27 protein-coding genes are annotated in these 22,715 nt (G+C 73.2%); 6 read left to right on the top strand and 21 right to left on the bottom strand.

The genetic code is table 11. The features are described 5' to 3' along the window. The first annotated feature begins 80 nt into the window (after nucleotides 1-80). The 4 genes from EXE48_RS06105 to EXE48_RS06090 all read left to right on the top strand — a co-directional run bounded on the left by EXE48_RS06105 (nucleotide 81) and on the right by EXE48_RS06090 (nucleotide 3,698). Nucleotides 81-1,547, top strand: a complete 1,467-nt coding sequence (locus EXE48_RS06105) for a Y-family DNA polymerase (RefSeq protein WP_137710991.1) — start codon at nucleotides 81-83, stop codon at nucleotides 1,545-1,547. A gap of 63 nt (nucleotides 1,548-1,610) precedes the next feature. Next, entirely contained in the window at nucleotides 1,611-2,045 is a 435-nt protein-coding gene (locus tag EXE48_RS06100; RefSeq protein ID WP_137710990.1) for a hypothetical protein, read from the top strand. 104 nt (nucleotides 2,046-2,149) lie between these two features. Then, complete coding sequence (locus tag EXE48_RS06095; RefSeq protein WP_053770497.1) at nucleotides 2,150-2,734, top strand: NUDIX hydrolase; 585 nt, start codon at nucleotides 2,150-2,152, stop codon at nucleotides 2,732-2,734. An 85-nt stretch (nucleotides 2,735-2,819) separates the two neighbouring features. Next, nucleotides 2,820-3,698, top strand: coding sequence for a CPBP family intramembrane glutamic endopeptidase (locus tag EXE48_RS06090; RefSeq protein WP_053770496.1), 879 nt, complete (start codon nucleotides 2,820-2,822; stop codon nucleotides 3,696-3,698). A gap of 21 nt (nucleotides 3,699-3,719) precedes the next feature. Here EXE48_RS06090 and panB read toward each other — a convergent pair whose 3' ends face one another. Beyond that, a complete protein-coding gene (gene panB / locus EXE48_RS06085) occupies nucleotides 3,720-4,526 on the bottom strand; it encodes a 3-methyl-2-oxobutanoate hydroxymethyltransferase (RefSeq protein WP_053770495.1) in 807 nt (268 codons plus the stop codon). Nucleotides 4,527-4,660: 134 nt separating this feature from the next. Between panB and EXE48_RS06080 the strand changes: the two genes are divergently transcribed. Continuing rightward, nucleotides 4,661-5,011: a DUF5822 domain-containing protein gene (locus EXE48_RS06080; protein WP_137710989.1), complete on the top strand. Its 351-nt coding sequence runs from the start codon at nucleotides 4,661-4,663 to the stop codon at nucleotides 5,009-5,011. A gap of 45 nt (nucleotides 5,012-5,056) precedes the next feature. On the opposite strand, the gene EXE48_RS06075 is transcribed toward EXE48_RS06080, so the two are convergent. The 9 genes from EXE48_RS06075 to EXE48_RS06035 form a co-directional block, all read right to left on the bottom strand. Continuing rightward, the gene (locus tag EXE48_RS06075) at nucleotides 5,057-5,644 is read right to left on the bottom strand and encodes an HAD family hydrolase (RefSeq protein ID WP_053770493.1); all 588 of its coding nucleotides are present in this window, start codon (nucleotides 5,642-5,644) and stop codon (nucleotides 5,057-5,059) included. Then, complete coding sequence (locus EXE48_RS06070) at nucleotides 5,641-6,813, bottom strand: acyl-CoA dehydrogenase family protein (protein ID WP_137710988.1); 1,173 nt, start codon at nucleotides 6,811-6,813, stop codon at nucleotides 5,641-5,643. Before EXE48_RS06070 ends, EXE48_RS06075 begins: the two co-directional genes overlap by 4 nt. Nucleotides 6,814-6,897: 84 nt before the next feature. Next, entirely contained in the window at nucleotides 6,898-7,902 is a 1,005-nt protein-coding gene (locus EXE48_RS06065; protein ID WP_137711042.1) for an AIR synthase-related protein, read from the bottom strand. Continuing rightward, nucleotides 7,899-9,116 (bottom strand): alanyl-tRNA editing protein, encoded by a 1,218-nt coding sequence (locus EXE48_RS06060; RefSeq protein WP_137710987.1) that lies wholly within the window; start codon nucleotides 9,114-9,116, stop codon nucleotides 7,899-7,901. The genes EXE48_RS06065 and EXE48_RS06060 overlap by 4 nt, the downstream gene beginning before the upstream one ends. A gap of 351 nt (nucleotides 9,117-9,467) precedes the next feature. Beyond that, nucleotides 9,468-9,668 (bottom strand): dodecin, encoded by a 201-nt coding sequence (locus EXE48_RS06055; protein WP_053770490.1) that lies wholly within the window; start codon nucleotides 9,666-9,668, stop codon nucleotides 9,468-9,470. A gap of 96 nt (nucleotides 9,669-9,764) precedes the next feature. Beyond that, nucleotides 9,765-10,235: a pyridoxamine 5'-phosphate oxidase family protein gene (locus EXE48_RS06050; RefSeq protein ID WP_137710986.1), complete on the bottom strand. Its 471-nt coding sequence runs from the start codon at nucleotides 10,233-10,235 to the stop codon at nucleotides 9,765-9,767. Nucleotides 10,236-10,327: 92 nt separating this feature from the next. Beyond that, a complete protein-coding gene (locus tag EXE48_RS06045) occupies nucleotides 10,328-10,666 on the bottom strand; it encodes a DUF7116 family protein (protein WP_053770488.1) in 339 nt (112 codons plus the stop codon). Nucleotides 10,667-10,897: 231 nt separating this feature from the next. Next, nucleotides 10,898-11,143, bottom strand: a complete 246-nt coding sequence (locus EXE48_RS06040) for a DUF5816 domain-containing protein (protein WP_137710985.1) — start codon at nucleotides 11,141-11,143, stop codon at nucleotides 10,898-10,900. A 75-nt stretch (nucleotides 11,144-11,218) separates the two neighbouring features. Continuing rightward, complete coding sequence (locus tag EXE48_RS06035; RefSeq protein WP_137710984.1) at nucleotides 11,219-11,593, bottom strand: HesB/IscA family protein; 375 nt, start codon at nucleotides 11,591-11,593, stop codon at nucleotides 11,219-11,221. Between the two features lie 138 nt (nucleotides 11,594-11,731). On the opposite strand from EXE48_RS06035, the gene EXE48_RS06030 reads away from it, so the two are divergent. After that, nucleotides 11,732-13,186, top strand: a complete 1,455-nt coding sequence (locus tag EXE48_RS06030; RefSeq protein WP_137710983.1) for a hypothetical protein — start codon at nucleotides 11,732-11,734, stop codon at nucleotides 13,184-13,186. Nucleotides 13,187-13,254: 68 nt separating this feature from the next. Here EXE48_RS06030 and EXE48_RS06025 read toward each other — a convergent pair whose 3' ends face one another. From EXE48_RS06025 to EXE48_RS05980, 11 genes are all read right to left on the bottom strand, one after another. Continuing rightward, nucleotides 13,255-14,403 carry a mechanosensitive ion channel family protein gene (locus tag EXE48_RS06025; protein WP_137710982.1) on the bottom strand — a complete coding sequence of 383 codons (1,149 nt, stop codon included), beginning with the start codon at nucleotides 14,401-14,403 and terminating at the stop codon, nucleotides 13,255-13,257. An 83-nt stretch (nucleotides 14,404-14,486) separates the two neighbouring features. After that, nucleotides 14,487-15,254 carry an HAD family hydrolase gene (locus EXE48_RS06020; RefSeq protein WP_053770484.1) on the bottom strand — a complete coding sequence of 256 codons (768 nt, stop codon included), beginning with the start codon at nucleotides 15,252-15,254 and terminating at the stop codon, nucleotides 14,487-14,489. Beyond that, nucleotides 15,251-16,045: a phosphonate ABC transporter, permease protein PhnE gene (gene phnE / locus EXE48_RS06015; protein ID WP_137705047.1), complete on the bottom strand. Its 795-nt coding sequence runs from the start codon at nucleotides 16,043-16,045 to the stop codon at nucleotides 15,251-15,253. The genes EXE48_RS06020 and phnE (EXE48_RS06015) overlap by 4 nt, the downstream gene beginning before the upstream one ends. After that, on the bottom strand, nucleotides 16,045-16,845 hold the full coding sequence (gene phnE, locus EXE48_RS06010; protein WP_053770482.1) for a phosphonate ABC transporter, permease protein PhnE: 801 nt from the start codon (nucleotides 16,843-16,845) through the stop codon (nucleotides 16,045-16,047). The genes phnE (EXE48_RS06015) and phnE (EXE48_RS06010) overlap by 1 nt, the downstream gene beginning before the upstream one ends. After that, the gene (gene phnC, locus EXE48_RS06005) at nucleotides 16,846-17,676 is read right to left on the bottom strand and encodes a phosphonate ABC transporter ATP-binding protein (RefSeq protein WP_137705045.1); all 831 of its coding nucleotides are present in this window, start codon (nucleotides 17,674-17,676) and stop codon (nucleotides 16,846-16,848) included. Then, on the bottom strand, nucleotides 17,677-18,699 hold the full coding sequence (gene phnD, locus EXE48_RS06000; RefSeq protein WP_053770980.1) for a phosphate/phosphite/phosphonate ABC transporter substrate-binding protein: 1,023 nt from the start codon (nucleotides 18,697-18,699) through the stop codon (nucleotides 17,677-17,679). 386 nt (nucleotides 18,700-19,085) lie between these two features. Then, complete coding sequence (hisD, locus tag EXE48_RS05995; protein ID WP_137705044.1) at nucleotides 19,086-20,363, bottom strand: histidinol dehydrogenase; 1,278 nt, start codon at nucleotides 20,361-20,363, stop codon at nucleotides 19,086-19,088. A gap of 38 nt (nucleotides 20,364-20,401) precedes the next feature. Continuing rightward, entirely contained in the window at nucleotides 20,402-20,611 is a 210-nt protein-coding gene (locus tag EXE48_RS05990) for a hypothetical protein (protein WP_053770479.1), read from the bottom strand. A 9-nt stretch (nucleotides 20,612-20,620) separates the two neighbouring features. Further along, entirely contained in the window at nucleotides 20,621-21,586 is a 966-nt protein-coding gene (locus tag EXE48_RS05985; RefSeq protein ID WP_053770478.1) for a phytoene/squalene synthase family protein, read from the bottom strand. Between the two features lie 158 nt (nucleotides 21,587-21,744). Further along, the gene (locus EXE48_RS19240) at nucleotides 21,745-21,876 is read right to left on the bottom strand and encodes an HVO_2523 family zinc finger protein (protein ID WP_255409708.1); all 132 of its coding nucleotides are present in this window, start codon (nucleotides 21,874-21,876) and stop codon (nucleotides 21,745-21,747) included. 131 nt (nucleotides 21,877-22,007) lie between these two features. Further along, nucleotides 22,008-22,568, bottom strand: coding sequence for a hypothetical protein (locus tag EXE48_RS05980; RefSeq protein ID WP_053770477.1), 561 nt, complete (start codon nucleotides 22,566-22,568; stop codon nucleotides 22,008-22,010). Nucleotides 22,569-22,715 lie beyond the last annotated feature (147 nt).

Here is a 22,715-nt window from a genome sequence, read left to right as displayed (position 1 = left end):
GGCCCGCTCAGGCGGGGGCGGCGTCCACTTCCGGCGCGCGTGGCTGATTCTTAAGTCCGCGGAGCGCGGAGCCGAACGCGATGACCGGCGGGACGCCCGTCGCCGGGGAGACGCTCCCGGGCGCCGGCGACGACGGGGACGACGGCGCGGACCGCGTCGTCTGTCACGTCGACATGGACTGCTTTTACGCCTCCTGCGAGCGGCTGCGGCACCCCGACCTCGCGGGCGAGCCCGTCGTGGTCGGGATGGGGTACGAGCCGGGCGAGTCGATCGGCGCGGTCGCGACCGCGAGCTACGAGGCCCGCGCGTTCGGCGTCGACAGCGCGATGCCGATCTCGGAGGCCCTGGAGCTGCTTCCCCGTCGCGCCGACGCCGACCCCGACGACCCGGACGCGCCGGACCCGGCCGAGACCGGCCGGTACCTCCCCGTCGACCTCGACTTCTACGAGGAGGTCGCGAGCGAGGTGAAGGCGGTGCTCCGCGACTGCGCCGACACCCGCCGCGAGGTGAGCATCGACGAGGCGTACCTCGACGTCACCGACCGGACCTCGTGGGCGGTCGCGGGCGACGACCCGGACGACCCGCCGCCGAGCGGCGCCGCGGGGCCGAGCGAGGCGCGGACGCTCGCCGAGGGGTACGCCCGCCACGTGAAAGACCGGATCGAGCGCGAGGCGGGCGTGCCGGCGAGCGTCGGCGTCGCGCCGAACATGTCGGCCGCGAAGGTCGCCAGCGACGCCGACAAGCCCGACGGCCTCGTCGTCGTACCGCCGGGGTCGGTCGCCGAGTTCCTCGCGCCGCTGCCGACGGCCGACGTCCACGGCGTCGGTCCCGTGACCGAGGAGACGCTGGCGGACCTCGGGATCGAGACCGCGGGCGACCTCGCGGCCGCCGACCGCGACCGCCTCGCCGAGGAACTCGGCGAGCGCGGCCCGGAACTCTCCCGGCGCGCCGCGGGCGACGACGACCGCGAGGTGACGCCGACCGGCCTCCCGAAGAGCCTCTCGCGCGAGTCGGCGCTGCCGACGACCGCCGACGAGGCGACGAAGCACGAGACCGTGACGGCGCTCGCCGCGGACGTGGCCCGCCGCGCCCGCGAGCGCGGCTGCCTCTACCGCACCATCGGGATCAAGGCGGTCGAGCCCCCCTTCGACGTGAACACCCGAGCGCGGAGCCTCCCCGGGCCCGTCGACGACCCGGACCTCGTCGAGGAGGTGGCGCTCGACCTCCTCGGCGAGTTCGACGAGACGCGGGTCCGCAAGCTGGGCGTCCGCGTCTCCAAGCTCGACTTCGCTGAGACCGATCAGGCGACGCTCGGCGGGTTCGAGGCGGCGGGGGACGACGGCGATCGCGAGCGCCGGGGCGGGCGCGAGCGCCGGGGCGACTCCGAGCGACGGAGCGGTCGCGAGCGCGGCGGGGCGGGCGACGGCGGCAAGCTCACCGACTGGGTCGACGGCCCGCCGGACCGGGGCGACGGGGAGGAGCCGACCGCCGAGCGCGACCGCCGAGACGCCGACGAGGGACAGGCGTCGCTCGGCGACTGGGGCTGAGCGCCCCGAGCGACCGCCGCCGGCGCGCTAAGGTTTTTCGGCCGCGACGGAGATCGGTCGCGCATGCCCACCCCGCGCGCGCTCCTCTTCGGCTCCGACCGCGACCGCCCGCGACCCGACCCGCGGCTCGCCGCGCCGCCGCTTTGTTTCGCGCTCGTCTTCGTCGCCTACGCGGTCGGCGTCTTCGAGGTCGCGGGCGGAGTGATCCTCGTCGCCGGGGACGCGACCGCCGTCGGCCTGCTCGCGGCCGCGGCGCTCGCGGTCCGGCGGAGCGGACTGGTCGCCTCGTGGGCGGCCGCCGTCGCCGCGCTCCTCGGCCACCGCGTCGACCACTACCTGCTGGGGCTCTCCGGGCGCTCGCTCGGCGAGCGGGTCGTCGCCCTCCTCGCGGTCGACGGCCTCACCGTGATCGGGGCCGCCGCGCTCGCGGCGGGCACCCTCGGCTGGGCCGCCGGGACGGCGGGCCGCCTCGTCGTCGGGCGCGTCCGAGACGCGTGACGGGCGGCGGGAGCGCGCGTCCGGGGCGCGCGACGGAGCCCGAGTCGGTGCGTCCGGGACCGCGCGACGGCCGGGTATTTACGCGCCGAGCGACGACCGCGACCATGGACGACCCCGACGACCTCGCGTGGGAGACGCTCGGCTCGGCCGTCGACTACACCTGCCCCGGCTTCGACGTGCGGCGCGACGAGGTGCGGTTCCCGGACGGCGAGACCGACGGGTTCCACTACGTCGACGAGCCGCCGGCGGTCGTGGTGCTGCCGCTGACGCCCGACGGCGACGCCGTCGTCATCGACGAGTGGCGGCAGGCCGTCGGGCGCGTGAACCGCGGAATCCCCGCGGGGACGATGGAGCCCGAAGACGGAGACGGGGGCGCGGACGGCGGCGTCACCGACGAGGCGGTGGAGCGCGCCGCGGCCCGCGAGCTGGCCGAGGAGACCGGGTACGAGGCCGACTCGTTCGAGCGGCTGACGACCGTCGAGCCGACGAACGGGATGGCGAACGCGGTTCACCACCACGTGCTGGCGACCGGCTGCGAGCCGACCGCCGACCGCGACCTGGACCACAACGAGTCGATCTCGGTCGAGACGGTGCCGTACGACGACCTGCTCGCCGCGGTCGTCGACGACGGGCTGCGCGACGGCCGGGCCGTCACTGCGGTGCTGTGGTACGAGCTGCTCCGCCGGTGACCGGCGCGCGGACGCCGGCGAGGCGACCGTCCGCGACGCTTCCGACACGGACAACCATTTTGCCGAGCGCCGCCTACTCCGGGCGATGACAGATCCCTCCAGCCGCGACGCGTCCCCGGACGGCGGGGTTCACGACGAGTTCGACGACGTCGACCCCGACCCCGTCGCCGACGACGCGGGCGGCCCGGGGGACGCCGGCGGGTCGCCGGCCGTCGCGGTCGCGACCGCCCTGCTTCTCGGCGTCCTCGGCCCCGTGATCGCGCTCGCGAGCGGCGTCGCGGTCTTCGCGATCGACGCCGCGGCCGGCGGGCTCTCGCTGGTCGCGAGCGTCGTGCTCACGCTGATACTCGGCCAGTACGTCGCCTTCGGCGGGCTCGCGGTGGGGTACCTCGCGTGGCGCGGCCTCGACCGGCGTGGGATCGTCTCGTACCTCGGCGTCCGGGTGCCGAGCCTCAAGGAGCTCGGGATCGTCCTCGGCAGCTGGGTCGTAATCTTAATCTTGGTCCTCGTGGTCTCGACTATCGTCCAGCTGCTCGGGACGGAGACGGCTGCGAACCAGAGCGCGGAGCTGGCGATGGGGAACCCGGCGATCATCCCGCTGTTCGTCGCCGCGTCGTTCCTCGTCATCGGCCCCTGCGAGGAGATCCTCTACCGCGGCGTCGTCCAGGGGCGGCTCCGCGAGTCGCTGCCGGCGGCGCCGTCGATCCTGCTCTCGGCCGCCATCTTCGCGACCATCCACGTGATGGCGCTGACCGGCGGGCTCTCGGCCCGGCTCACGACCGTCGCCATCCTGTTCGTGCCGAGCCTCGTGTTCGGCGCGGTGTACGAGTACACGGAGAACCTCGTGGTCCCGGCGCTGCTCCACGGCCTCCACAACGCCGTGATCTTCACCGTCCTCTACGTCACGGTCACGCAGATGGACCCGAGCGACCTGCCGGCGGCGCTCGGGTTCCTCCCCGTCTGAGCCGCGGTCGAGCGAGCCGGCTCAGTACAGGTCCCCGAGATCCTCCTCGACGTGCGAGTGCTCTTCGGCCGGGAACTCGCCGCTCGTCACGGCCTCCCGGTACGCCTCGACGGCGCCGACCATCTCGCCGCGCACGTCGCCGAACTGCTTCGCGAACGGCGGCGACCACTCGCCGAGGCCGACCGCGTCGTTGATCACGAGCACCTGCCCGTCGCAGTCGGAGCCCGCACCGATGCCGATCGTCGGGATGTCGAGCGCCTCGGTCACCGCGCCCGCGAGGTTCGCGGGGACGTGCTCCAACACGAGCGCGAACGCCCCCGCGTCGGCGTGCCCGCCCGCCAGCTCGATTATCTCCTCGGCGGCGTCCTGCTCGGTCCCCTGCCGGGTGTAGCCGCCGAGCCGGTTCACGTGCTGGGGCGTCAGGCCGAGGTGCGCCATCACCGGGATCCCGACCTCGGTCATCCGGCGGGTCGTCTCGACGGTGTGGGGGCCGCTCTCGATCTTCACCGCGTCCGCGTTCGCCTCCTTCAGCAGGCGGCCGGCGTTCCGGACCGACTCGGCCTCGTCGACGCCGAAGGAGAGGAACGGCATGTCGGCGACGACGAGGGCGTCGTCGGTCGCGCGCGCGACCGCCGCGGTGCGGCTCGCGACCTCGTCGAACGTCACGGGGAGCGTGGAGTCGTAGCCCAGGGCGGCGTTGCCCATGCTGTCACCGACGAGGACGACGTCGATCCCGGCCTCGTCGACGATCGCCGCCGTCGGGGCGTCGTAGGCGGTGAGCATCGTGATCGGATCCTCGGCGTCCCGGAGTCCCCGCGTCGTGGTCATGCCTCGGAGTCGGCCGCGCACCGCCCTAAAATCGTCGGGAACCGGACAGCGAGTCGGCCGCGCCGTCGCCGCCGGACGCGTCGGCGCCCCGACCGACCGCCACCGATTTGCCGCTCCGCCGCCGAGCCCGTGGCGTGCAACCAGTCGAGCGGGCCGAGTACGAGGGGATCGACTACGCGTGGGTGATGCAGACGACGTTCGTCGTCACCATCCTCGTCGGCGCCCCCGTCGTGGCCCTGCTGTCGACGACCGTCGCGCTGGAGTCGTGGGGCGCGCGGGCCGCGTTCGCGGTCCGGGTCGGCGCCCCCATCTGGTTCGTCACCGCGGTCGCCGTCGCGGTGTACGCGAGGCGGAACGACGCCGGCGACGGCGGATCGGCCGACGACGACGCCGAGCCCGAAGCAGGCGGCGACGACGCCGGGCCCGAAGCAGGCAGTGAGGACGGCGAAACGGAAGAGAGAGATGACGACGGCGAGACTGGGTGAGTCGGGGCGACGCGCGCCGGCCCCGCGGTGCGACGATCCGTGCCGCTACTCGGCGAGCAAGTCCGCGGCCCACGCGAAGTCGACGCCGCCCCGCTCGGCGGCGACCGCGTCCCGCCGCGAGTCGCCGACGAACAGCGCGTCCTCCGGGGCGGCGCCGAGCCGGTCGATCGCCGCGAGCAGGGACGCCGGGTCCGGCTTGTGGCTCCCGACGGTGTCGCGGCCGACGACGGCGTCCCCGGCGATCGCGTCGGCGATCCCGTGCGTCTCGACCGCGATCCGACACGCCTCCTCGCAGTTGAGCGAGCAGACGCCGGCGCTGGGCGGCGAGCCGACCGCGCCCTCCGGGCCGCCGGCCGCGAGCCGGTCGCCGAGCGGGAGCCGGGTCGACTCGCGGGCGCCGGCGCGCTCGTGGAGCGCGATCGCCTCCTCGACGGCCTCCCGGATCCCGTAGTCGTCGGCCGCGCCGAGTAACCCCCACAGCTCCTCGGTCGGAGGGATCAGCGCGCGCTCGGCGTACACGTCGAGGACCGCCTCCGCGACCGCGTCCCAGTCGACCGCGAGCTCGACGAGCGTGCCGTCGAGGTCGTAGACGACCGCGTCGTAGCCGGCGAGCCGCGAGTCGACCGCGCTCACTCCCCGAACACCCCGCGGGCGATGATCGTCTTCTGGATCTCGGTCGTCCCCTCGTATATCTCGGTGATCTTCGCGTCGCGGTAGAGGCGCTCGACGTCGAACTCGGTCGTGTAGCCGTAGCCGCCGTGGACCTGGACCGCCTCGTTCGTCACCGACATCGCGGCCTCGCTCGCGCGGTACTTCGCCTTCGAGGCGGCGACGCGGTAGTCCTCGCCCGCCTCCGCCTGCCGGCAGGCCTCGCGGACGAGCAGCCGCGCGGCCGACACGTCGGTCGACATCTCCGCGAGCTTGTGCCGGATCGTCTGAATGTCGCCGATCGGGCGGTCGAACTGCTCGCGCTCCTCGGCGTACGACTTCGCCTCGTCGAGCGCGGCCTGCGCGACGCCGACCGCCTGCGCCGCGATGCCGATCCGCCCCTCTGTGAGCGTCCGGAAGGCCGCGGAGAGCCCCTTCCCCGGCTCGGTGAGCCGGTTCTCGGCGGGGATCCGGCAGTCGTCGAAGGTGATCCCGGTCGTGTCCGAGGCGCGGAGCCCCAGCTTTTCCTCCTTCTTGCCGACCTCGAACCCGTCGGCGTCGGCGGGAACGAGGAACTGCGTGACGGCGTCGTCGTCGGAGTCGCGCTCGTCGTCGACGACCTTGGCGAAGACGACCGCGACCCCGCCCCGCTTCCCGTTCGTGATCCACTGCTTCTCGCCGTTCAGCGCGTACTCGTCGGCCTCGGGATCGTACGTCGCGGTCGTCGACATCTGCGCCGGGTTCGACCCCGCGTGCGGCTCGGAGAGGCAGAACATCCCGACCGGGCGGCCCGTCTCCGCCATCTCCGGGAGCCACGCCTCGCGCTGCGCCTCCGTGCCGAACTCGGCGATACAGGAGGTCGCGAGGCAGTGGACGGACAGCGCGGTGGCGACCGCGAGCGACCCGTGCGCCAGCGCCTCGTTGGCGACCGCGTAGGTCGTCTCGTCGGCGCCGAAGCCGCCGTACTCCTCCGGGACGGTGAGGCCGGTCAGGCCCAGCTCCGCGAGCCCGTCCCACACCTCCTCCGGGAACGTCTCCGTCTCGTCCGCCTCGGCCGCGGTCGGGCGGACCTCCTCGGCCGCGAACTCCGCGACGAGGTCGCGGACGGCCGCCTGCTCGTCGGTGAGCGCCGATCCGACGCGTGCTCCGGTCATGTCACCGACTTCGGTCCCTCACCGAAAAAGGTGCGCGATCGGCGGGGGGTCCGGCCGTGGGAGGCGGGCGACCGCCGCCGACCGCTACGCCCCCGCGTCGCGCGCCTCCCAGAGCGGGTACAGCTCGTCTCGCGGCGGTTCGGCGAGGGGCTCGCCGTCGATCCGGACGGTCCCCGCGGCCGGCTCGTCGGCGGGGGACTCGACGCGACCGATCGCGGCCCCCTCGATCTCGGCCGCGTCGAGCGCGTCGAGCGCCTCGTCGACGCGCTCCGGCGGGACGGCCGCCAGCAGCGCGCCGGAGCCGAACGTCGCGAGCGGGTCGACGCCGAGCGCGTCACAGCAGGCCCGCGTCTCGGGCCGGACCGGGACGGAATCGCGGTCGACGGCGAAGACGGCCTCGCTCGCGGCCGCCGCTTCGACGAGCGCGGTCGCCACGCCGCCCTCGGTCGGGTCGTGGAGCGCGGTCGCGGCGTCGCGGACCGCCGCCGCGTCGGGCACGACGCTCACCTCGCCGAGGAACTCCGCGGCCGCGTCGAGCGTGGCGGGCGGGACGCCCGCCTCGCGGCACGCCTCGCGGAAGTCGGTCGCGAGGATCGCGGTCGCCTCGATCCCCGCGCCCTTCGTGAGCAGGAGCCGGTCGCCGGGCTCGGCGCCCCCGCTCGACACGAAGCGGTCCGTCGTCCCCATCGCCGTCATCGCGCAGAGCGGGCGGGCGAGCGCGTCGAGCACCTCGGTGTGGCCCCCGACGACCGCGCAGCCGAGGTCGCGCGCCGTCGCGTCGACCTGGTCGACGACCGCCCGAAGCCGGTCTGGGTCGTCGTCCGGCAGGAACAGCGTGTGCGTGAGCCACCGGGGGTCCGCGCCGCTCGCGGCGACGTCGTTACAGGCGACGTGGACGGCGAGCGTCCCGACCGACTCCGCGGCCAGCGAGAGGGGGTCGGCCGCGACGACGAGCGTCTCGCCGGCGCCGGTCAGGTCGATCGCGGCCGCGTCCTCGCCGTAGGCGGGACCCTGCGCGACTGCGGGGTCGTCGGCGCCGGTCGCCGCGAGCGCCGCCGCCAGCGCCTCGGGGCCCAGCTTGCCGGTCATCGCTCGCGGAGCCACGCCGCGACGGCCTCGGGGTCGGCGTCGAGCCCGCCGCCCTGCGCGAACGTCGGGCCGCCCCCGCCGCCCCCGCCGAACTCGTCGGTGACGGCGCCGACGGCGTCGCCCGCGTCGACCGCGTCGCCGTCGGCCGCGACCACGACGAAGGGGGCGTCGCCGGTCCCGACCGCGGCGAGGGCGTCGAGGTCGTCGGCCGCGACCGCCGCCGTCGCCGGCTCGCGGAGCTCGTTCGGGTCGGCGTCGTCGACGGTCCCGACCGCCCAGCGCGCGCCGCCGACGTCGGCGGTCGGGAACTCGCGCAGGCGCGCCGCGAGCAGTTCCTCGCGGGCGTCTCGGAGCTCCGCCTCCAGCCGGTCCGCCTCGTCGCGGAGGCGGGAAACGGCGTCGGGGAGCTCGCCGACACGCGCGTCGAGCGCCGTCGCGGCGTCGAGCGCGGCGGCGTGGACCGCGCCGAGTTCGTCTATCGCCGTGGGCCCGACTGCGAACTCGACGCGGGTCACGCCCTCGCCGGGGTTCGACCGCTCCAACACCGCGATCGGGCCGATCTCCGACGTGTTCGCGACGTGCGTCCCGCCGCAGGCGGCGACGTCCCACGGGTCGTCGGCCTCGCCGACCGTCACGACCCGGACCGCGTCGCCGCCGCTCATCGCGCCCTCCTCGGTCTTGGTGTTGAACGCGATGCCGTCGACGTCGCGGGCCTCGCCGGCCGAGTGCGTCGCCCACGAGACGGGCAGCGAGTCCCAGACGGCGCGGTTGGCGAGCCGCTCTAACTCGATCAGGTCGCCGTCGCCCAGCGGCTCGGCGGTCGTCAGGTCGACGCGGACCTTCGTCTCCGCGATGTCGAACCCGGCGTAGCCGAGGTCGTCGGCGACCCGGCGCGCCGCCCCGTACAGCACGTGCGAGGCGGTGTGCGCTCGGGCGCAGTAGGTGCGGAAGGCGTCGTCGATCAGGCCCGTGACCTCGTCGCCGGGCGCGAGGGCGGCGTCCGCGTCGGGGTCGAGCGCGTGGACGACCGCTCCGTCCCGCTCGACCACGTCGTCGACGAGGTGGCCGTCGAGCGTTCCCCTGTCTGCCGGCTGGCCGCCCGACGCCGGGTAGAAGTACGTCTCGTCGAGGACGACCTCGCGGCCGTCGACGGACTCGACCGTCGCTTCGAACTCCCGGACCGTCGGCTCGGCCGGCGCGCGTGACGCGGTCATTGCCGGGTCGTGGGGGCGGTCGGATAAATAGGTGGCCGCCGAGGAATTGCTTATAAGTGAACGAGGCGGTGCGGCGGCGCGTGCCTACGAGCGGCCGCCACCGGCGGCAGCGAGGCGCGACGCGCCTCTGGCAGCCGGCGGCGCGGCCGCCGGCGACGAGGCTGGGGAGGCGTGAGGTGCTGTGCGGTACGGGGGCGGGACTCGAAGGGGCAGTCGCGAGGGCGCCACAGACGACGTGATACGTGAGCGGCGAGCGCGGCGGCGGCCTCCGGCCCTATCCATGCCCTTCGTTCGTACGGAGGCCCGGCTACCGCTCACGACCAGTTATAAATCGTAAGACCGCGTCTCCCCTCAGCCCTCCAGTTCGAACGCGACCTCGACCTCGGCCTGGTACTCGCGGTCGGCCGCGCCCTTCAGCTCCACCCCGAACTCTTCGACCTCCACCCAGTAGACGTTGTCGAGGGTGTCCTCGGCGCGGTCGATTGCGTCGTCGGCCGCGGCGTCGAAGCTCTCCTCGCTCGTCCCGATCAACGTGATCTTCTTGAACACCATGTCGCGTGCTGGTAGGGCACACGGGGAGATAAAAATACGCGTCGCCGCGGCGGCCGTGTCGGGCGCGAGCCCGAGGTCTTCCCGCCGGCTCGCCGACTACCCGTCCACGGTCGCGCGGCCGATGACGGTCTCCATCTCCAGTTCGTAGAGGGTGAACGCGACGTCCTCGACCGCCTCGTCGAAGAGGCGGAAGGGCTGAAACCACTCGTTGAGCGTCGCCTCGTCGACCCGTCGCTCGGACCGCGAGACCGGTCCGCGGACGTGGACGCTCCACGACTCGTCCGTCGACGCCGCGTAGCAGACGAACGTGGCGGTGTCGGTCGCCGCGAGGAAGCGCCCCTTCTCGCCGTCGCCGTCGTGGTCGCTCACGCGGAGGAGGAGGCGGTCGCCGTCGTGGTCGCTCACGCGGAGGAGGAGGCGGTCGCCGTCGTAGTGGTAGCTCAGCGGCGTGGCGTACGCGTCGCCGTCGCTCGCCAGCGCCAGGACGCCGTGTTCGCCGGCCCGGAGGCGGGCCTCGACGTCGGACTCGGACATGCCGCTGGTGTAGACGTACTCGACGTGCTCCATGCGACCCGTACGCGGCGGGGTCGCAAATAGACACCTCCGGGGCGGGCCGGCCGGGAGGCGGAGAGCGTCGTCGGCACGGCGGTCGCGCGCGGCTACGGGCTTCCGGGCGCGCCCTCCATCACCGCGAAGTCCTCGCCGTCGCGGTCGATGCCGATCACCGCCCAGTCGTAGGGGGGCTTCGCGGCGACGAGCCGTTCCTGGAGGTCGGCCGCGCGGTCGCGCCACGTGACGAAACACCGGAGTCGCGCCGCGTCGTCCCCGTCTGCGAGATACGGGTCGAGGTCGTCGTCGTCGAGACAGAGCACCGTCACGAACACGCGCCGCCACTTGCGTTCCGCGACGAACTCGCGTCCGCCGTCGGAGACGGTGTATCCCAGTTCGCGGAAGACGTCTCTGGCCTCGGTCGTCGGGGGGATGCTCGCAGTGGCCATCTACGTCGAAGTTCGGCACCATCCGTGATAAACCTTCTCACGATTTCGAGCTCAGAGAATCGGGCGCACCCCCCGCAGCGGTCCGGAGAGCCCCGAACGCGGTCCCGAGCCGGAGCCGACCGCGCCGCCGGAGACGGCCGTCGACCGGAGATTCGTGGCCGCTGACGACGACCCGTCCCTGTCCGCTGACAGCGGCCTGCCCCTACCCCTGACGGCGACCCGCAGGCCGCCTCACTCGTGGGCCGCGTCCCACTCGTCCGGCTTCCGGAGGTTGCCGCACTCGGTACACTGGATCCGGCCCATCGTGTCCATCGCCGTGTCGAACGACTCGCAGTTGCCGCAGCGGAACCCCCAGCGGGACTCGCCCGCCTCGTCCGCGAACACGGGGTAGAAGGGCCCGTCCGCGCCGCGCTCGGTCCGCGACCGGTCGGTGTACACCCGCTCGCCGCTCGGCGTCGTCGTCGCTTCCAGGGTCATGGCTCCCGCTACCCGGCGGAGCGACTTAAGCGGGGGACTCGCGAGACGGGGAGGAACGGGAAATCGAAACGCGCGCTACGTCCGGAAGGACTCGCCGCAGCCGCACTCGGAGACGACGTTCGGGTTCTCGACCTCGAAGCCGGCGGCCTGGAGGCCGTGCTCGTAGTCGAGCGTGCTCCCGCCGATGTAGTTCTTGCTCGCGGGGTCGACGAACACCCGGAGGCCGTGGTGCTCCACGACGAGGTCGTCGTCCTCCGGCTCCGTGTCGAAGCGCATCCCGTACGACAGCCCCGCGCAGCCGCCCTGCTGGACGAACAGCCGCAGCCCGGCGACGTCGGTGTCGAGTCCCTCGCCTTCGAGCAGCGAGAGGGCCTCCTCGGCGGCGTCCGAGGTCACCTCGATCGCCGGGTCGCTCCCCTCGGTCCCGGTGTCGGCCGGTTCGGTACTCATACCACCCGGTTCCGTTCGCACGGTGAAAACCCTGCCGGCGGAATCCCGCGGCCCGTTGTCGCTGACGGTTACGTTCGGCGTCCCGGCCCGGCCGACCGTGCGCGGTACGTTTGTGTAGCTCGGACGCGTACTGACCCCGTGAACGCCCCGTCAGAGGCGGAGTTCGCCCGGCGATACCGGTCGCTCTCCGGCGCCGAGCGCCGCGAGTTCGTCGCCGCGCTGTGGACCGCTCGCGGCTGGGAGCGGGTCGACCGGGCGGACGAGTCGAACGTCGTCGTCGTCCGACGCGGCGGCCGGGAGCGGCGCGTCGCGGTCGGGACGCCCGTCCCGGCCGACGCCGACGCCGTCGTCGGCGACGGGGCGCGACGGCTCCTCTCCGCCTCGCCGCGTCGGCGGGCCGAGGCGGTCGACGCGACGTACGTCTCGCCGTCCGACCTCCGCGAGCGGCTCCTCTACGGGCTCGGCCGGGACGCGGCGGACCGCCTGTTCCGCGAGCGGTTCGGCGTCTCCCTCGCGACCGCCGCGTCGGCCGACGACGGAGGCCGCGAGGGCGTCCGCGGTCGCCTCGCGCGGGTCCGACGGGCGGCGGCCGACGACCGGAGCGCCCTCCTCGCAGTCGCGGCCGCCGCGCTGCTTGTGGCGGCCCTCGCGGTCCTCGTCGCCGGTGGAGCGCCGGCGCTCGCCGGAATCCCGGGACTCGGGCCCGCGGCCGACGGCGCGGAGCCGACCGCTCCCTCGCCGCCGGCCGACGGGGAGTACGCGGCCGCCGCGGCCGCGATCGGAACGCCGGAGTCGGCGGAGCGCGCCGTGTCGACGCTCGACGACGCGGCGTCGCTCGGGCTCGACGAGGGCGGCCTCACGGGGACGGTCGGCTCGACCGCCAGGACGCCGCCCGGCGCCTTCCTGACCGGCGTGTACGACGCGGACGCGCTCGCCGACGCCCACGTCGCCGCCGCGGCGAACCTCTCGTCCGCGACCCTCCTCCTCGTCGCCTCGGGCCCCACGAACGCGACCGCCCTCGACGGGGGGACCGGCGACCGCGTGGGCATCGCGGGCGACGGCGGCGTCGAACTCGCGGTCGCGTCCGAGCGCCGGTACCGGCTCACCGCCTCGGCGAACGCCTCGATCGGGGGCGCGACCCGCGAGGGCACCGTCGAGGTGTACGCCGACGGCGACGCCGTCTACGAGCGGGCGGCGGGACCGTCCGGCGTCGAGGCCCGCCGCCTCGACCCCGCCGCGGCGCCGAACGCGACGGCGCTCGTCGGAGGGGCCGCCGCGGAGCCGATCCGCCGGTTCCTGAACGGGAGCGAGTCGACGGTTGGGGCGGCCGCCACCGCGGTCCCGCTGTACCGGATCGAGGTGCGCGGCGAGCCGCGCGCGCTCGGCGACGAGGCCGAGGACTTCCGGGCGGTTGCGTTCGTCACCGCCGACGGGCTCGTCGTCGAGCTGTCGGCGACGTACGTCCACGTGCCGACCGGCGAGCGCGTCCGGGTCGCGTTCCGGTACGGCCGGCTCGGCGACACCGTCGCGGTCCCGCCGTCGTGGTACTGGGAGGTCGCTTCCGACGGCGACGCCGGCGACGCGTCGGCGTGACCGTCGACGCGCCCTGACGCTCAGTTGACGGCGGCGTGGCCTGCGCCGGCCCTGCGCCGGCCCGACGCTCAGTCGCCGTCGCCGGCCCGTCGCTCGGCCGGCTCCGTCTCGGGCGTCGGCGACGCGGGCACCCGCTCCGTCCCGGGGTCCGGCGGCTCCGCTCCGGCGGTCCCCGCGATCGTCACGTCCCGCTTCGGGTACGGGATCTCGACCCCCGCCTCGCCGAGCGCCACGTACAGGGCGCGGTTGAGTTCGTGCTGCGCGCGGCGGCGCCGCGTCGGACCGTTCACCCAGCAGAGGATCTCGTACTGGAGCGCCGAGTCCCCGAACGAGCGGAACCGCGCCCGCGGCTTCGGGGAGTCGAGGACGAGCGGCTCCGCCTCCACGACCTCGATCGCCAGCGCCTCGAAGGCGTCCACGTCGGTCCCGTAGGCGACGCCGATCGGGACCCGCACGCGGCGGCGGCGCTGCGGCGCCGACTCGTTCGTCACCTTCGCGGCGTTGAGCGCCGCGTTCGGCACCGTCACCAGCACCTCGTCGCGGGTGAGCAGCGTCGTCGAGCGCACGCCGACCTTGATCACGGTCCCGGCGGTGCCGTCGTCTAAGACGATGTAGTCGCCGATCTTGTACGTGTCGTCGAAGTACAGCGCGATCCCGCCGAAGAAGTTCGCCACCGTGTCCTTCGCCGCGAAGCCGACGGCGATGCCGGCGACGCCCGCGGCGCCGAGCAGCGGCGTGATCTCGATGCCCCACAGCCACAGCAGGGTGCCGACGCTCCCGACCAGCACCGCGAGCGTCCAGACGTTCGAGAAGACCGGCGCGAAGTCGAACCGCCCGCCCTCGGCGTTGACCGCGGCGACGACCCGGTTCACGACCGCGTTGGCCGCGTACGCCCAGACGAGGACGATCACCGACAGCGACGGGCGCCCGAAGACGGCGTCGAGCAACTGCGGCTCCACGAGCACCGAGGCGCGCACCGCGGGGACCTGCGTGAGCACGAACACCCCCGCGAGCGCCGCGGTGACGACGAGCGGCGCCCGCAGCGAGGCGATGACGATGTCGTCGTAGCCGGTGTCCGTCGCCGAGACGTACCGCCGGGCGACGCGGAGGACGACGAACTCCATCCCCAGGGCGGCGACGAGCGATACGAGGAGAACGGCGACCGTCGCCTCCACCGCCGTGAACCCCTCGAACAGCGTCCCGAGCGACGGTATCATGCCTCCGAGACGCGGTGAGGGGTGATAACCGTTGCTGGGGGGACGCGCCGGTCCGGGGGTGCGGCGACCGGGGCGGCGCGACCCTATTCCGACGGGCGACCGCGGTCCGCGTCCGAGTTCGGCGAGTCGGCGGAGGGATCCGACGGCGCCGCGGACGGGTCGGAGGACGAGCCGCCAGCGAGGGCGAGCAGCTCGCGGAGGCTCTCGATCTCCACGGTCGGCTCGACGTCGGGGTCGCGGTCCGCGTTGTGGTCGCGCCGCAGGAACGCGCTGTCGATCCCGGCCCGGTCGGCGGCGATCACGTCGGTCGCCCGGTCGCCGACGTAGATCGCGTCGGTCGCGTCGAGGGCGTCGAGGGCCTCGTTGAGGTAGTGCGGGTCGGGCTTCCGACGCCCGTAGCCGTCGGGACCGGGGTCGCGGCCGCGGACGAACGCGAACTCGTCGAGCCGGAAGTGGTCGACGACGAACTCGACGGTCGGGTGGTAGTTGTTGCTCACTAGGCCGAGCGTCGCGCGGTCGGCCAGCGCGTCGAAGACCGTCACGTCCCGGTGGAGCCGTCGCATCCCGGCCGCCAGCCGCTCGACGGCGCGCGTCGCGCTCCGCTCCTCGCGCTCTCGGAAGAGGCGCGCGGGGTCGAGGCCGAGCCCCTCGCAGGCCGCGCGGAACGCGTCGTCGTAGGCGGGGCGCGCCAGCGACTCGCGGCGCGCCGGGGAAACGGTCACGTCCCGGTCGGCGAGCACGTCGTCGAGGGCGCGCGAGCGGACCGCCGGGGCGGTCTCGCGACCCTCGAGAACGACGCCGTCCATGTCGAACAGGACCGTCTCGTAGCCGTCCGGTCGGGGCGGGCTCATCGGACCAGCCCCCGAGTGTACGCCGACAGGCTCTCGGTGACGACCACGACCCCGAGGATGACGATCAGCACCATCGCGACCGACTGCCACGCGAAGGCGTTGACCGCGCGGAACAGCTCGACGCCGATACCGCCCGCGCCGACGAAGCCGAGCACCGTCGAGTCGCGGATGTTGATGTCCCACCGGTAGATCGACAGCCCGACGAGCGCGGGCTTGACCTGCGGGAGGATGCCGTAGAGCAGCACCTGCGCCTGCGACGCGCCGGACGCCCGCACCGCCTCGACCTGCCCGAAGTCGATCTCTTCGATCTCCTCGCCGAGCAGCTTCCCGAGGAAGCCGACCGAGCGGAACACGATGGCGACGGCGCCGGCGAGCGGTCCCGACCCGAACAGCACGACGAAAAACAGCGCCCAGATGATGGTGTTGACCGACCGACTCACCGTCACGATGAGCTTCCCGAGCCAGAAGGTCGCGCCGTTCGGCGTGGTGTTCTCGGCGGCGAGCAGCGCCACCGGAATCGCGAGCACTAGGGCGCCGAGCGTCCCCAGCGCGGCGATCTGGACCGTCTCGATCAGCGGTTGGACGATCCGCGTGGTGTACGCCACGTCCGGCGGGTACATCCGGGTCAGGAGGTCGCCGATCTCCCGCGGGATCGTCTCCGGCCTGACGACGCCGGTGTCCATGAACTGCCAGGAGGCGATCACGGAGACGGCGGCGGCGAGGAGGAGGACGAACCGGGTGATCCGTCGCCGCCGGTCGAACCGGTCCCAGCTCGGTTGCTCGACCGCCATCAGTTGTACCTCCGTCGCACGACCGCGCTGACGCCCTCGGCCACGAGGACGACCGCGATGATCGCGAGCAGGATGGCCGTGACGTACTGGTAGTCGTACCGGTTGAACGCGGTCAGCAGCACCGACCCGATCCCGCCGGCCCCGACGATGCCGATGATCGTCGAGGTCCGGATGTTGATGTCCCACCGGTACACGGAGAGCCCGGCGAACCGCGGGATGATCTGCGGGACGACCCCGTAGAGGAGCGTCTGGATCGGCGAGGCGCCGGACGCCCGGACCGCGTCGACCGACCCCATGTCGATGTCTTCGAGGTCCTCGGCGAGGAGCTTCGAGAAGAAGCCGACCGTCTTGAACGTGATCGTGAGGATGCCCGCGAGCGGTCCGAACCCGATGGCCTTGACCGCGATGATGCCGACGATGATCGCGTTGAACGCCCGGGAGACGGAGATGAACCCCCTGTTGATCGCGTACAGCGGCTTCGGCGAGAGGTTCTCCGCGGCCATGAACGCTATCGGGACGCTCAGCACGATGCCGGTGAGCGTCGACACCATCGCCATCGCGACGCTCTCGAGCATCTTGTCGAGGATCCGCTGGGCCTGTCGCGGGGTCGCCGAGGGCGGGAGGAAGTCCCCGACGAGCGAGCCGGCGCTCCCGAGCCCCTGCGCGATCCGCGCCGGATCGGCGCCGACCCCGACGCCGGACCAGAGGAAGAACCCGACGATCCCGGCGTACACCGCCCACTTGACCCCGCGTCGCGGGAAGGCGGTCGGCCGCTCCCAGGTCCGGTTGCCGGCGGCCATTCAGGGCTCCCCCGCGAGCGGTCGGTCCGCGTTCGACAGGGCGTCGCCGTCGGACCGCGACCGCGGCTTCTCGCCGTCGGTGTTCTCGGGCACCGCCGCGCCCCGGTACACCTGGTCGAGCCCGCGCTGGTCGAGCTCCGAGGGCGGGCCCTCGAACACGAGCTCGCCGTCGTGGAGCCCGACGATCCGGTCGGCGTGCTCCATCGCGAGGTCGACCTCGTGGATGTTGATCAACACCGGGACCTCGCGCTCTGCGGCGATGTCGGTCAGCAGTCGCATCACCGTGTCCGAGGTCTCCGGATCCAGGCTCGACGTCGGCTCGTCGACCAGCAGGATCTTCGGCTGCTGGATCACCGCCCGCGCGATGCCGACCCGCTGGCGCTGGCCGCCCGAGAGCTCGTCGACGCGTTTGTTCTCCATGTCGCCCAGCCCGACGCGGTCGAGGATCTGGTACGCCCGCTCGATGTCCTCGGGGGGGAACGATCGCCGGAACGCCTGCCACGCGGAGACGTACCCTAATCGCCCGGTGAGGACGTTCTCCATCACGGTCAGCCGCTCGACGAGGTTGTACTCCTGGAAGATCATGCCGATGTCGCGACGGGCCGACCGCAGCGCGTCGTCACCGAGCCCGGTCAGCTCCGTCTCGTCGAGGTAGACCTGGCCGCCGCTCGGCTCGGTTAGCCGGTTGACACACCGGATGAACGTGGACTTGCCCGCCCCGCTGGGGCCGATCATCGCGACGGTCTCGCTGCCCTCGACCGACATCGTGACGCCCTGTAGCGCCTCGTCGCCGGTGGGGTACGTCTTCCGGAGGTCGGTGACTCGCAGCATCTACGACCCGAGCGCGCTCCGCTCGTACTCGACGCCGTTGTACCGCTGGATGATCATGATGTCCTTCCAGACCGTCCTGTAGTCGATCGGGACGAACTTGTTGTACCCCGTCCGCTCCTGGTAGGCCGTCCCCGAGAAGTCGGACTCGAGGTACGCGCGCTCGATCCCCTCCTGGATCTCCGGCTTGAGGTTGTAGCGGTACGCGACCGGGCCGCTCGGGAACGGCGCCGACGCCCACACCACTTTGAAGTCGTCGAAGCTGAGGTCGCTCTGGGCCTCGACGGTGTCGACCATACACGTCGAACAGATCGGGCCGGCATCGTAGTCGCCGGCGGCGATGCCGCGCGTGGTGTTGCCGTGGCCGCCCGAGAAGTTGACCTCGTAGTCCTCTTCGGCGGTCACGTCGAAGTACTGGTCGAAGAGGGCCGAGGGGGCCTGGTGCCCGGAGTTCGAGGCGGGCTCGGAGTGGCCGATCTTCACGTCGTCGCGGGCGAAGTCCTCGACGCTCTGGATGTCGTCGGCGTCGGCGCGGGTGGTGGCGAACAGCCGGTAGCCGAACTCCTCCTCGGGGGTGAGCCCGACCGCGAACGGGACCGCGCCGCCGAGGTTGACCGCGAACGCGGTCGTGCCGGTCGAGAAGTTCGCGATGTGGGCGCGCTCCGAGCGCATCGCCTCGACTGACGCCGCGTAACTGTCGACCTTGCTGAACTCGACCGGCTTGCCGGTCTCCTCCTCGATGCGGTCGAAGACCGCCTGGAAGTCCTCCTCGAACCGCCCCTGGACGTCCTCGCTCGGGCTCTCGGTGAACACCAGCGTGTCGGGGTCGAGGAGTTCGCTCTCGTCGTCGGGCGTCTCGCGCACGGGTTCCCCGTGCGGCACCTCCTCGACCTCCCGGTTCCGCATGTTCTCGAGGTCGGTCGTCGACCCGCGCTGGTAGCCCGCGTCGACCAGCGCCGTCGACAGGTAGTTGTGCTCGTCCCAGGCCGGTTCCGCGGGGTCGAACTCGCTCGCGTCGGCCAGCATCGGGTCGCCGGACTCGCCGTCGCCCCCGTCGCTCCCGTCGCTCCCGTCGCCTCCGCTGCCACTCGAACCGCCGCCGCTCCCGTCGGCGCCGTCCGAGCCGTCGCCGCCCGAACTCGACGCGCCGGAGCAGCCCGCCAGACCGCTCAGCGCGGCCGCGCCGCCCGCGATGAGGAACTTCCGCCGCGAGTTCGATTCCCGTCGTCCGTCGGTGTCGTCCACCATTACGGCTCGAACAGGCGTCCTAGCGGGTAAGAAGGCTGCTATGAGCCGAATGTGGTAGTTCAGACCGCTCCGATCCGGTGAGTACCGCCGTTTCTGTTATTGAGTCGAGGTGTTCGGCGCGGAGCGCTATATAGGGCTATCGAAACCGCTCCGAGGGGGCCCGGCTACTCGAACCGCTTCCGCACGCTCTCGGCGTGCGCCTCCAGCCCTTCGGCGTCGGCGAGCGTCGTGACCGTCTCCGAGAGGTCGTCGAGGGCGTCGCGGTCGAGCCGCTGGACGGTCGAGGACCGCAGGAAGGTGTCGACGGAGAGTCCGCCGTACCGCTTCGCGCCGCCGTTCGTCGGTAGCACGTGGTTCGTCCCGGCCGCGTAGTCGCCGGCCGCGACGGGGGAGTACGGGCCGAGGAAGACGGAGCCGGCGTTGGTGATCCGGTCCAAGAGCGCCTCGTCGTCGTCCGCCACGATCGAGAGGTGCTCGGCGGCGTACTCCTCGGCGAAGAGGACCGCCTCGGGCATCGAGCGCGCGCGGAGGACGCCGGAGGCCGCGTTGTCGAGGGCGGCCCGGACCGTCTCCTCGCGGTCGCGCTCGGCCGCCTGCGCGTCGACCGCGTCGGCGACGGCCTCGGCGAGGGCGGCGTCGTCGGTGACCGCGACGACGGAGGCGTTGGGGTCGTGTTCGGCCTGCGCGACGAGGTCGGCCGCGACGAGGTCGGGGTCGGCCGTCCCGTCGGCGAGGACCAGCACCTCGCTCGGGCCGGCGAGGAAGTCGATCTCCACGTCGCCCTGGACGATCGACTTGGCGGCGGTGACCCACTTGTTCCCCGGCCCGACGACCTTCTGGACCCGCGTCACCGTCTCCGTCCCGTACGCGAGCGCGCCGATCGCCTGCGCGCCGCCGACCTGGTACACCGCGTCGGCGCCGGCCTCGTGGATGGCCGCGAGGGTGACGGGGTTGAGCTCGTCGGCCGGCGGCGTCGCGACCGCGACGTGGTCGACGCCGGCGACGACCGCCGGGATGATCCCCATCAGCGCGCTGGAGGGGTACGCGGCCGCGCCGCCGGGCACGTACACGCCGACGCGGTCGATCGGGCGGAAGCGCCGGCCGAGCTCGCGGCCGCCGAAGTCGTCGCGCCAGTCCTCCGGGCGCTGCCGCTCGTGGAACGCGCGGACGTTCGCGGCCGCCTCGCGGACCGCGTCGAGGACCGGGTCGCCCGCGTCGGCCAGCTCCTCGTGCGCCCGCGCCGCGTCGTCGGTGACGTCGATGTTCCCGACGGCGACGCCGTCGAACTCCTCCGCGAACTCGCGGACCGCGACGTCGCCCTCCTCGCGGACCCGCCCGACGATCTCTCGCACGTCTTCGCGGACCCCCTCGACGCCGGCGTCGCGCTCGAAGAAGGCGCGCCGCTCGGCCGGCGAGAGGTCCGCGACGGTTCGTACGTCCATACCGGTCGTCGGGGACGGCGGGGCAAGGGCGTTCCGACTCACCCCAGCCGCCGGATCCCGGTCACGTCGAGGACGGCGAGGACGAGGAGGGCGGCCAGGAGCGCGGCCGCCGCGAAGAGGACCGGGGCCGACACCGCGACCGCGACCTCGTAGGGCGCGACCAGCCGCGTCGTCCCGCGGAGGAGGAAGGAGACGAACACGAGGCCGAACGCGGCGAACGCGAGCGAGACGAACCGGGAGCGGTCCATGCGGGCCGCTCAGTCCGTCTGCGGGACGCCCGCGCCGTGGGGACCGTGCCCGTGGGACTCGCGGGCGGGGTCGAAGTCGGTACACATGTCGTAGAACACCGCTTCCGGGTCGCGGTTCCACTGCCACTTCCAGCGCGTGCGGACGAGCAGCGACAGCTTCCGGGTGAGCGACAGCTCCGGGGTGGCCGAGACGGTGTCGTAGCCGCGGTTCCGGATGAGCCGGTGGTGGTCGACGTACAGCACCGCCGCGAGCAGCACCGCCAGCTGGCAGTCCTCGGGGAGGTACTTGATCCCCGCGACGCCCTCCTCGTAGAGCCGCTCGGTGCGGGCCATCTCCTCCCGGATCGCGGCCGCGACGTCCTCGTCGAACTCTAAGTCGAGGATCTGCTGTTCGCTCACGCCGTGGCGGCGGAGCGTCTCTAAGGGGAGGTAGATGCGGTCGCGCTCGACCACGTCCTCGCGGACGTCGCGGAGGAAGTTCGTCATCTGGAAGGCCTCTCCGAGCTTCGTCGCGTGCGGGAGCGCCTCGGCCTCCTCCTCCGGGTCGAGGTCCATGATCGCCGTCATCATCCGACCGACGGCGGCCGCGGAGCCGTCCATGTACGCTTCCAGGTCGGCGTACGTCTCGTAGCGGTCGGTGTCGATGTCGCTCTCCATCGCGTCCACGAACGAGTGGACGTCTTCGTCGGGGATGTCGTTGCGCTCGACCACCTCGGCGAACGCCTCCAACACCGGGTCGTCCGTCGGCTCCTCGCCGAGCGCGGCCGCTCGGAGGCGGTCGAGTTCGGCCCGCTGTTCGGCGGGCGGTCCGGTGTCCTCGGCGTCGACGACCTCGTCGGCGATGCGGAAGAACCCGTACAGCACGTACGTCGGGTGGCGGATCCGCTGGGGCAGTAGCCGGGTGGCGACGTGGAACGTCTTCCCGGTGCGGCGCTGGATCCGCTTGCTCCGGGCAACCTGTGTTTGCTCTACCATGCTGACCCCGAGCGGTCGGCAAGGAGGGTCGCGTACGGGTCGCCCATCATAAGTGGAAATTCGGCCTCCAAGAACATAACAGTTCGCACGACACAGTTTGGATCCCGGGTACCCCCGTCGCGTCCGTCGATCGAACCGGCGCGCGGGGCGGCGAGAGCTCAGTAGAAGGTGTCGCTACAGTCGTAGACGACGCCGTGAGCCGGGCAGACGTACTTACAGTGTCGGTGGTACATCGGCGTCTCGCAGACCGGACACGGGCGGCCGCCGTCGTTCGCCGGGTCGTCGCTCACGACGGAAATACGTGGGCGAGGGACAAAACGCTACCCCACCGGACCCTCGGCGCCCGGCGGGCCGTGGAGGCCCGGCAGTCGCGGCGCCCGGCGGGCCGCGGCGCGGTCGCGACCGCGCCGAACCTGACTGGTCAGTCGTCGGCCAGTCGCTCGTACACCGACCGGGCGACCGACTCCTGTCCGAACGGGAGCGTCAGCACGCCTCCCCACTCGGAGCCCGTGAGCGCGTCGACCGTCTCCCGGTCGAGTTCGACGCGCCGCACCTCGGTCCCGTCGAGCGTCATCGACACCACGAACGCGGCCGGGTCGTCGGTCGCGCCGGCCTCATCGAGTCGGGTCCGGAACGCGTCGACGCCCGCCTCGGAGAGCACGACCTGCACGAGGAACTCCCCGTCCTTCGCGAAGACGCCCTTGACCACGTCGAGGTCGGTCGCCCCGAACAGCGTCGCGTCGGTGCCGTCGCCGCCGGTCAGCCGCGCTTCGAACGGCGCCTCGGGATCGACGGCGGCCGACTGCGGCGCCGTCTCCTCGTCCGTCCCGTCGCCCGTCGCCGCCGGGCCGTCGCCGCCGATACCGCCGAGGCCGTCGACCGCCGCGCCGTCGGTCACCGTCGCCGCGCCCGCGAAGCCGACGGCGCCGACCGCGCAGACCGCGCCGAGGCCCCCGAGCACGCCCCGTCGAGAGATGTCCATGCCTCCCGGTTCCGGCCGGCGGTGAAAAGCGTTACACGCCGATTTCCGCGCGCGATAATTGCGGAGATCCGGAACGTTCGCCGGTCGGCGTCCGCGACCGCGGAGGCGTCGGTCCGACCGCGGCCGCGAGGACGCCGGCCCGGCGCC

This window comes from Halorubrum sp. ASP1, assembly GCF_005435135.1.
Lineage (GTDB): Archaea > Halobacteriota > Halobacteria > Halobacteriales > Haloferacaceae > Halorubrum > Halorubrum tropicale.
The sequence above is the reverse complement of the archived record's forward strand: the minus strand, read 5'-3'. Positions and strand labels throughout refer to the sequence as shown.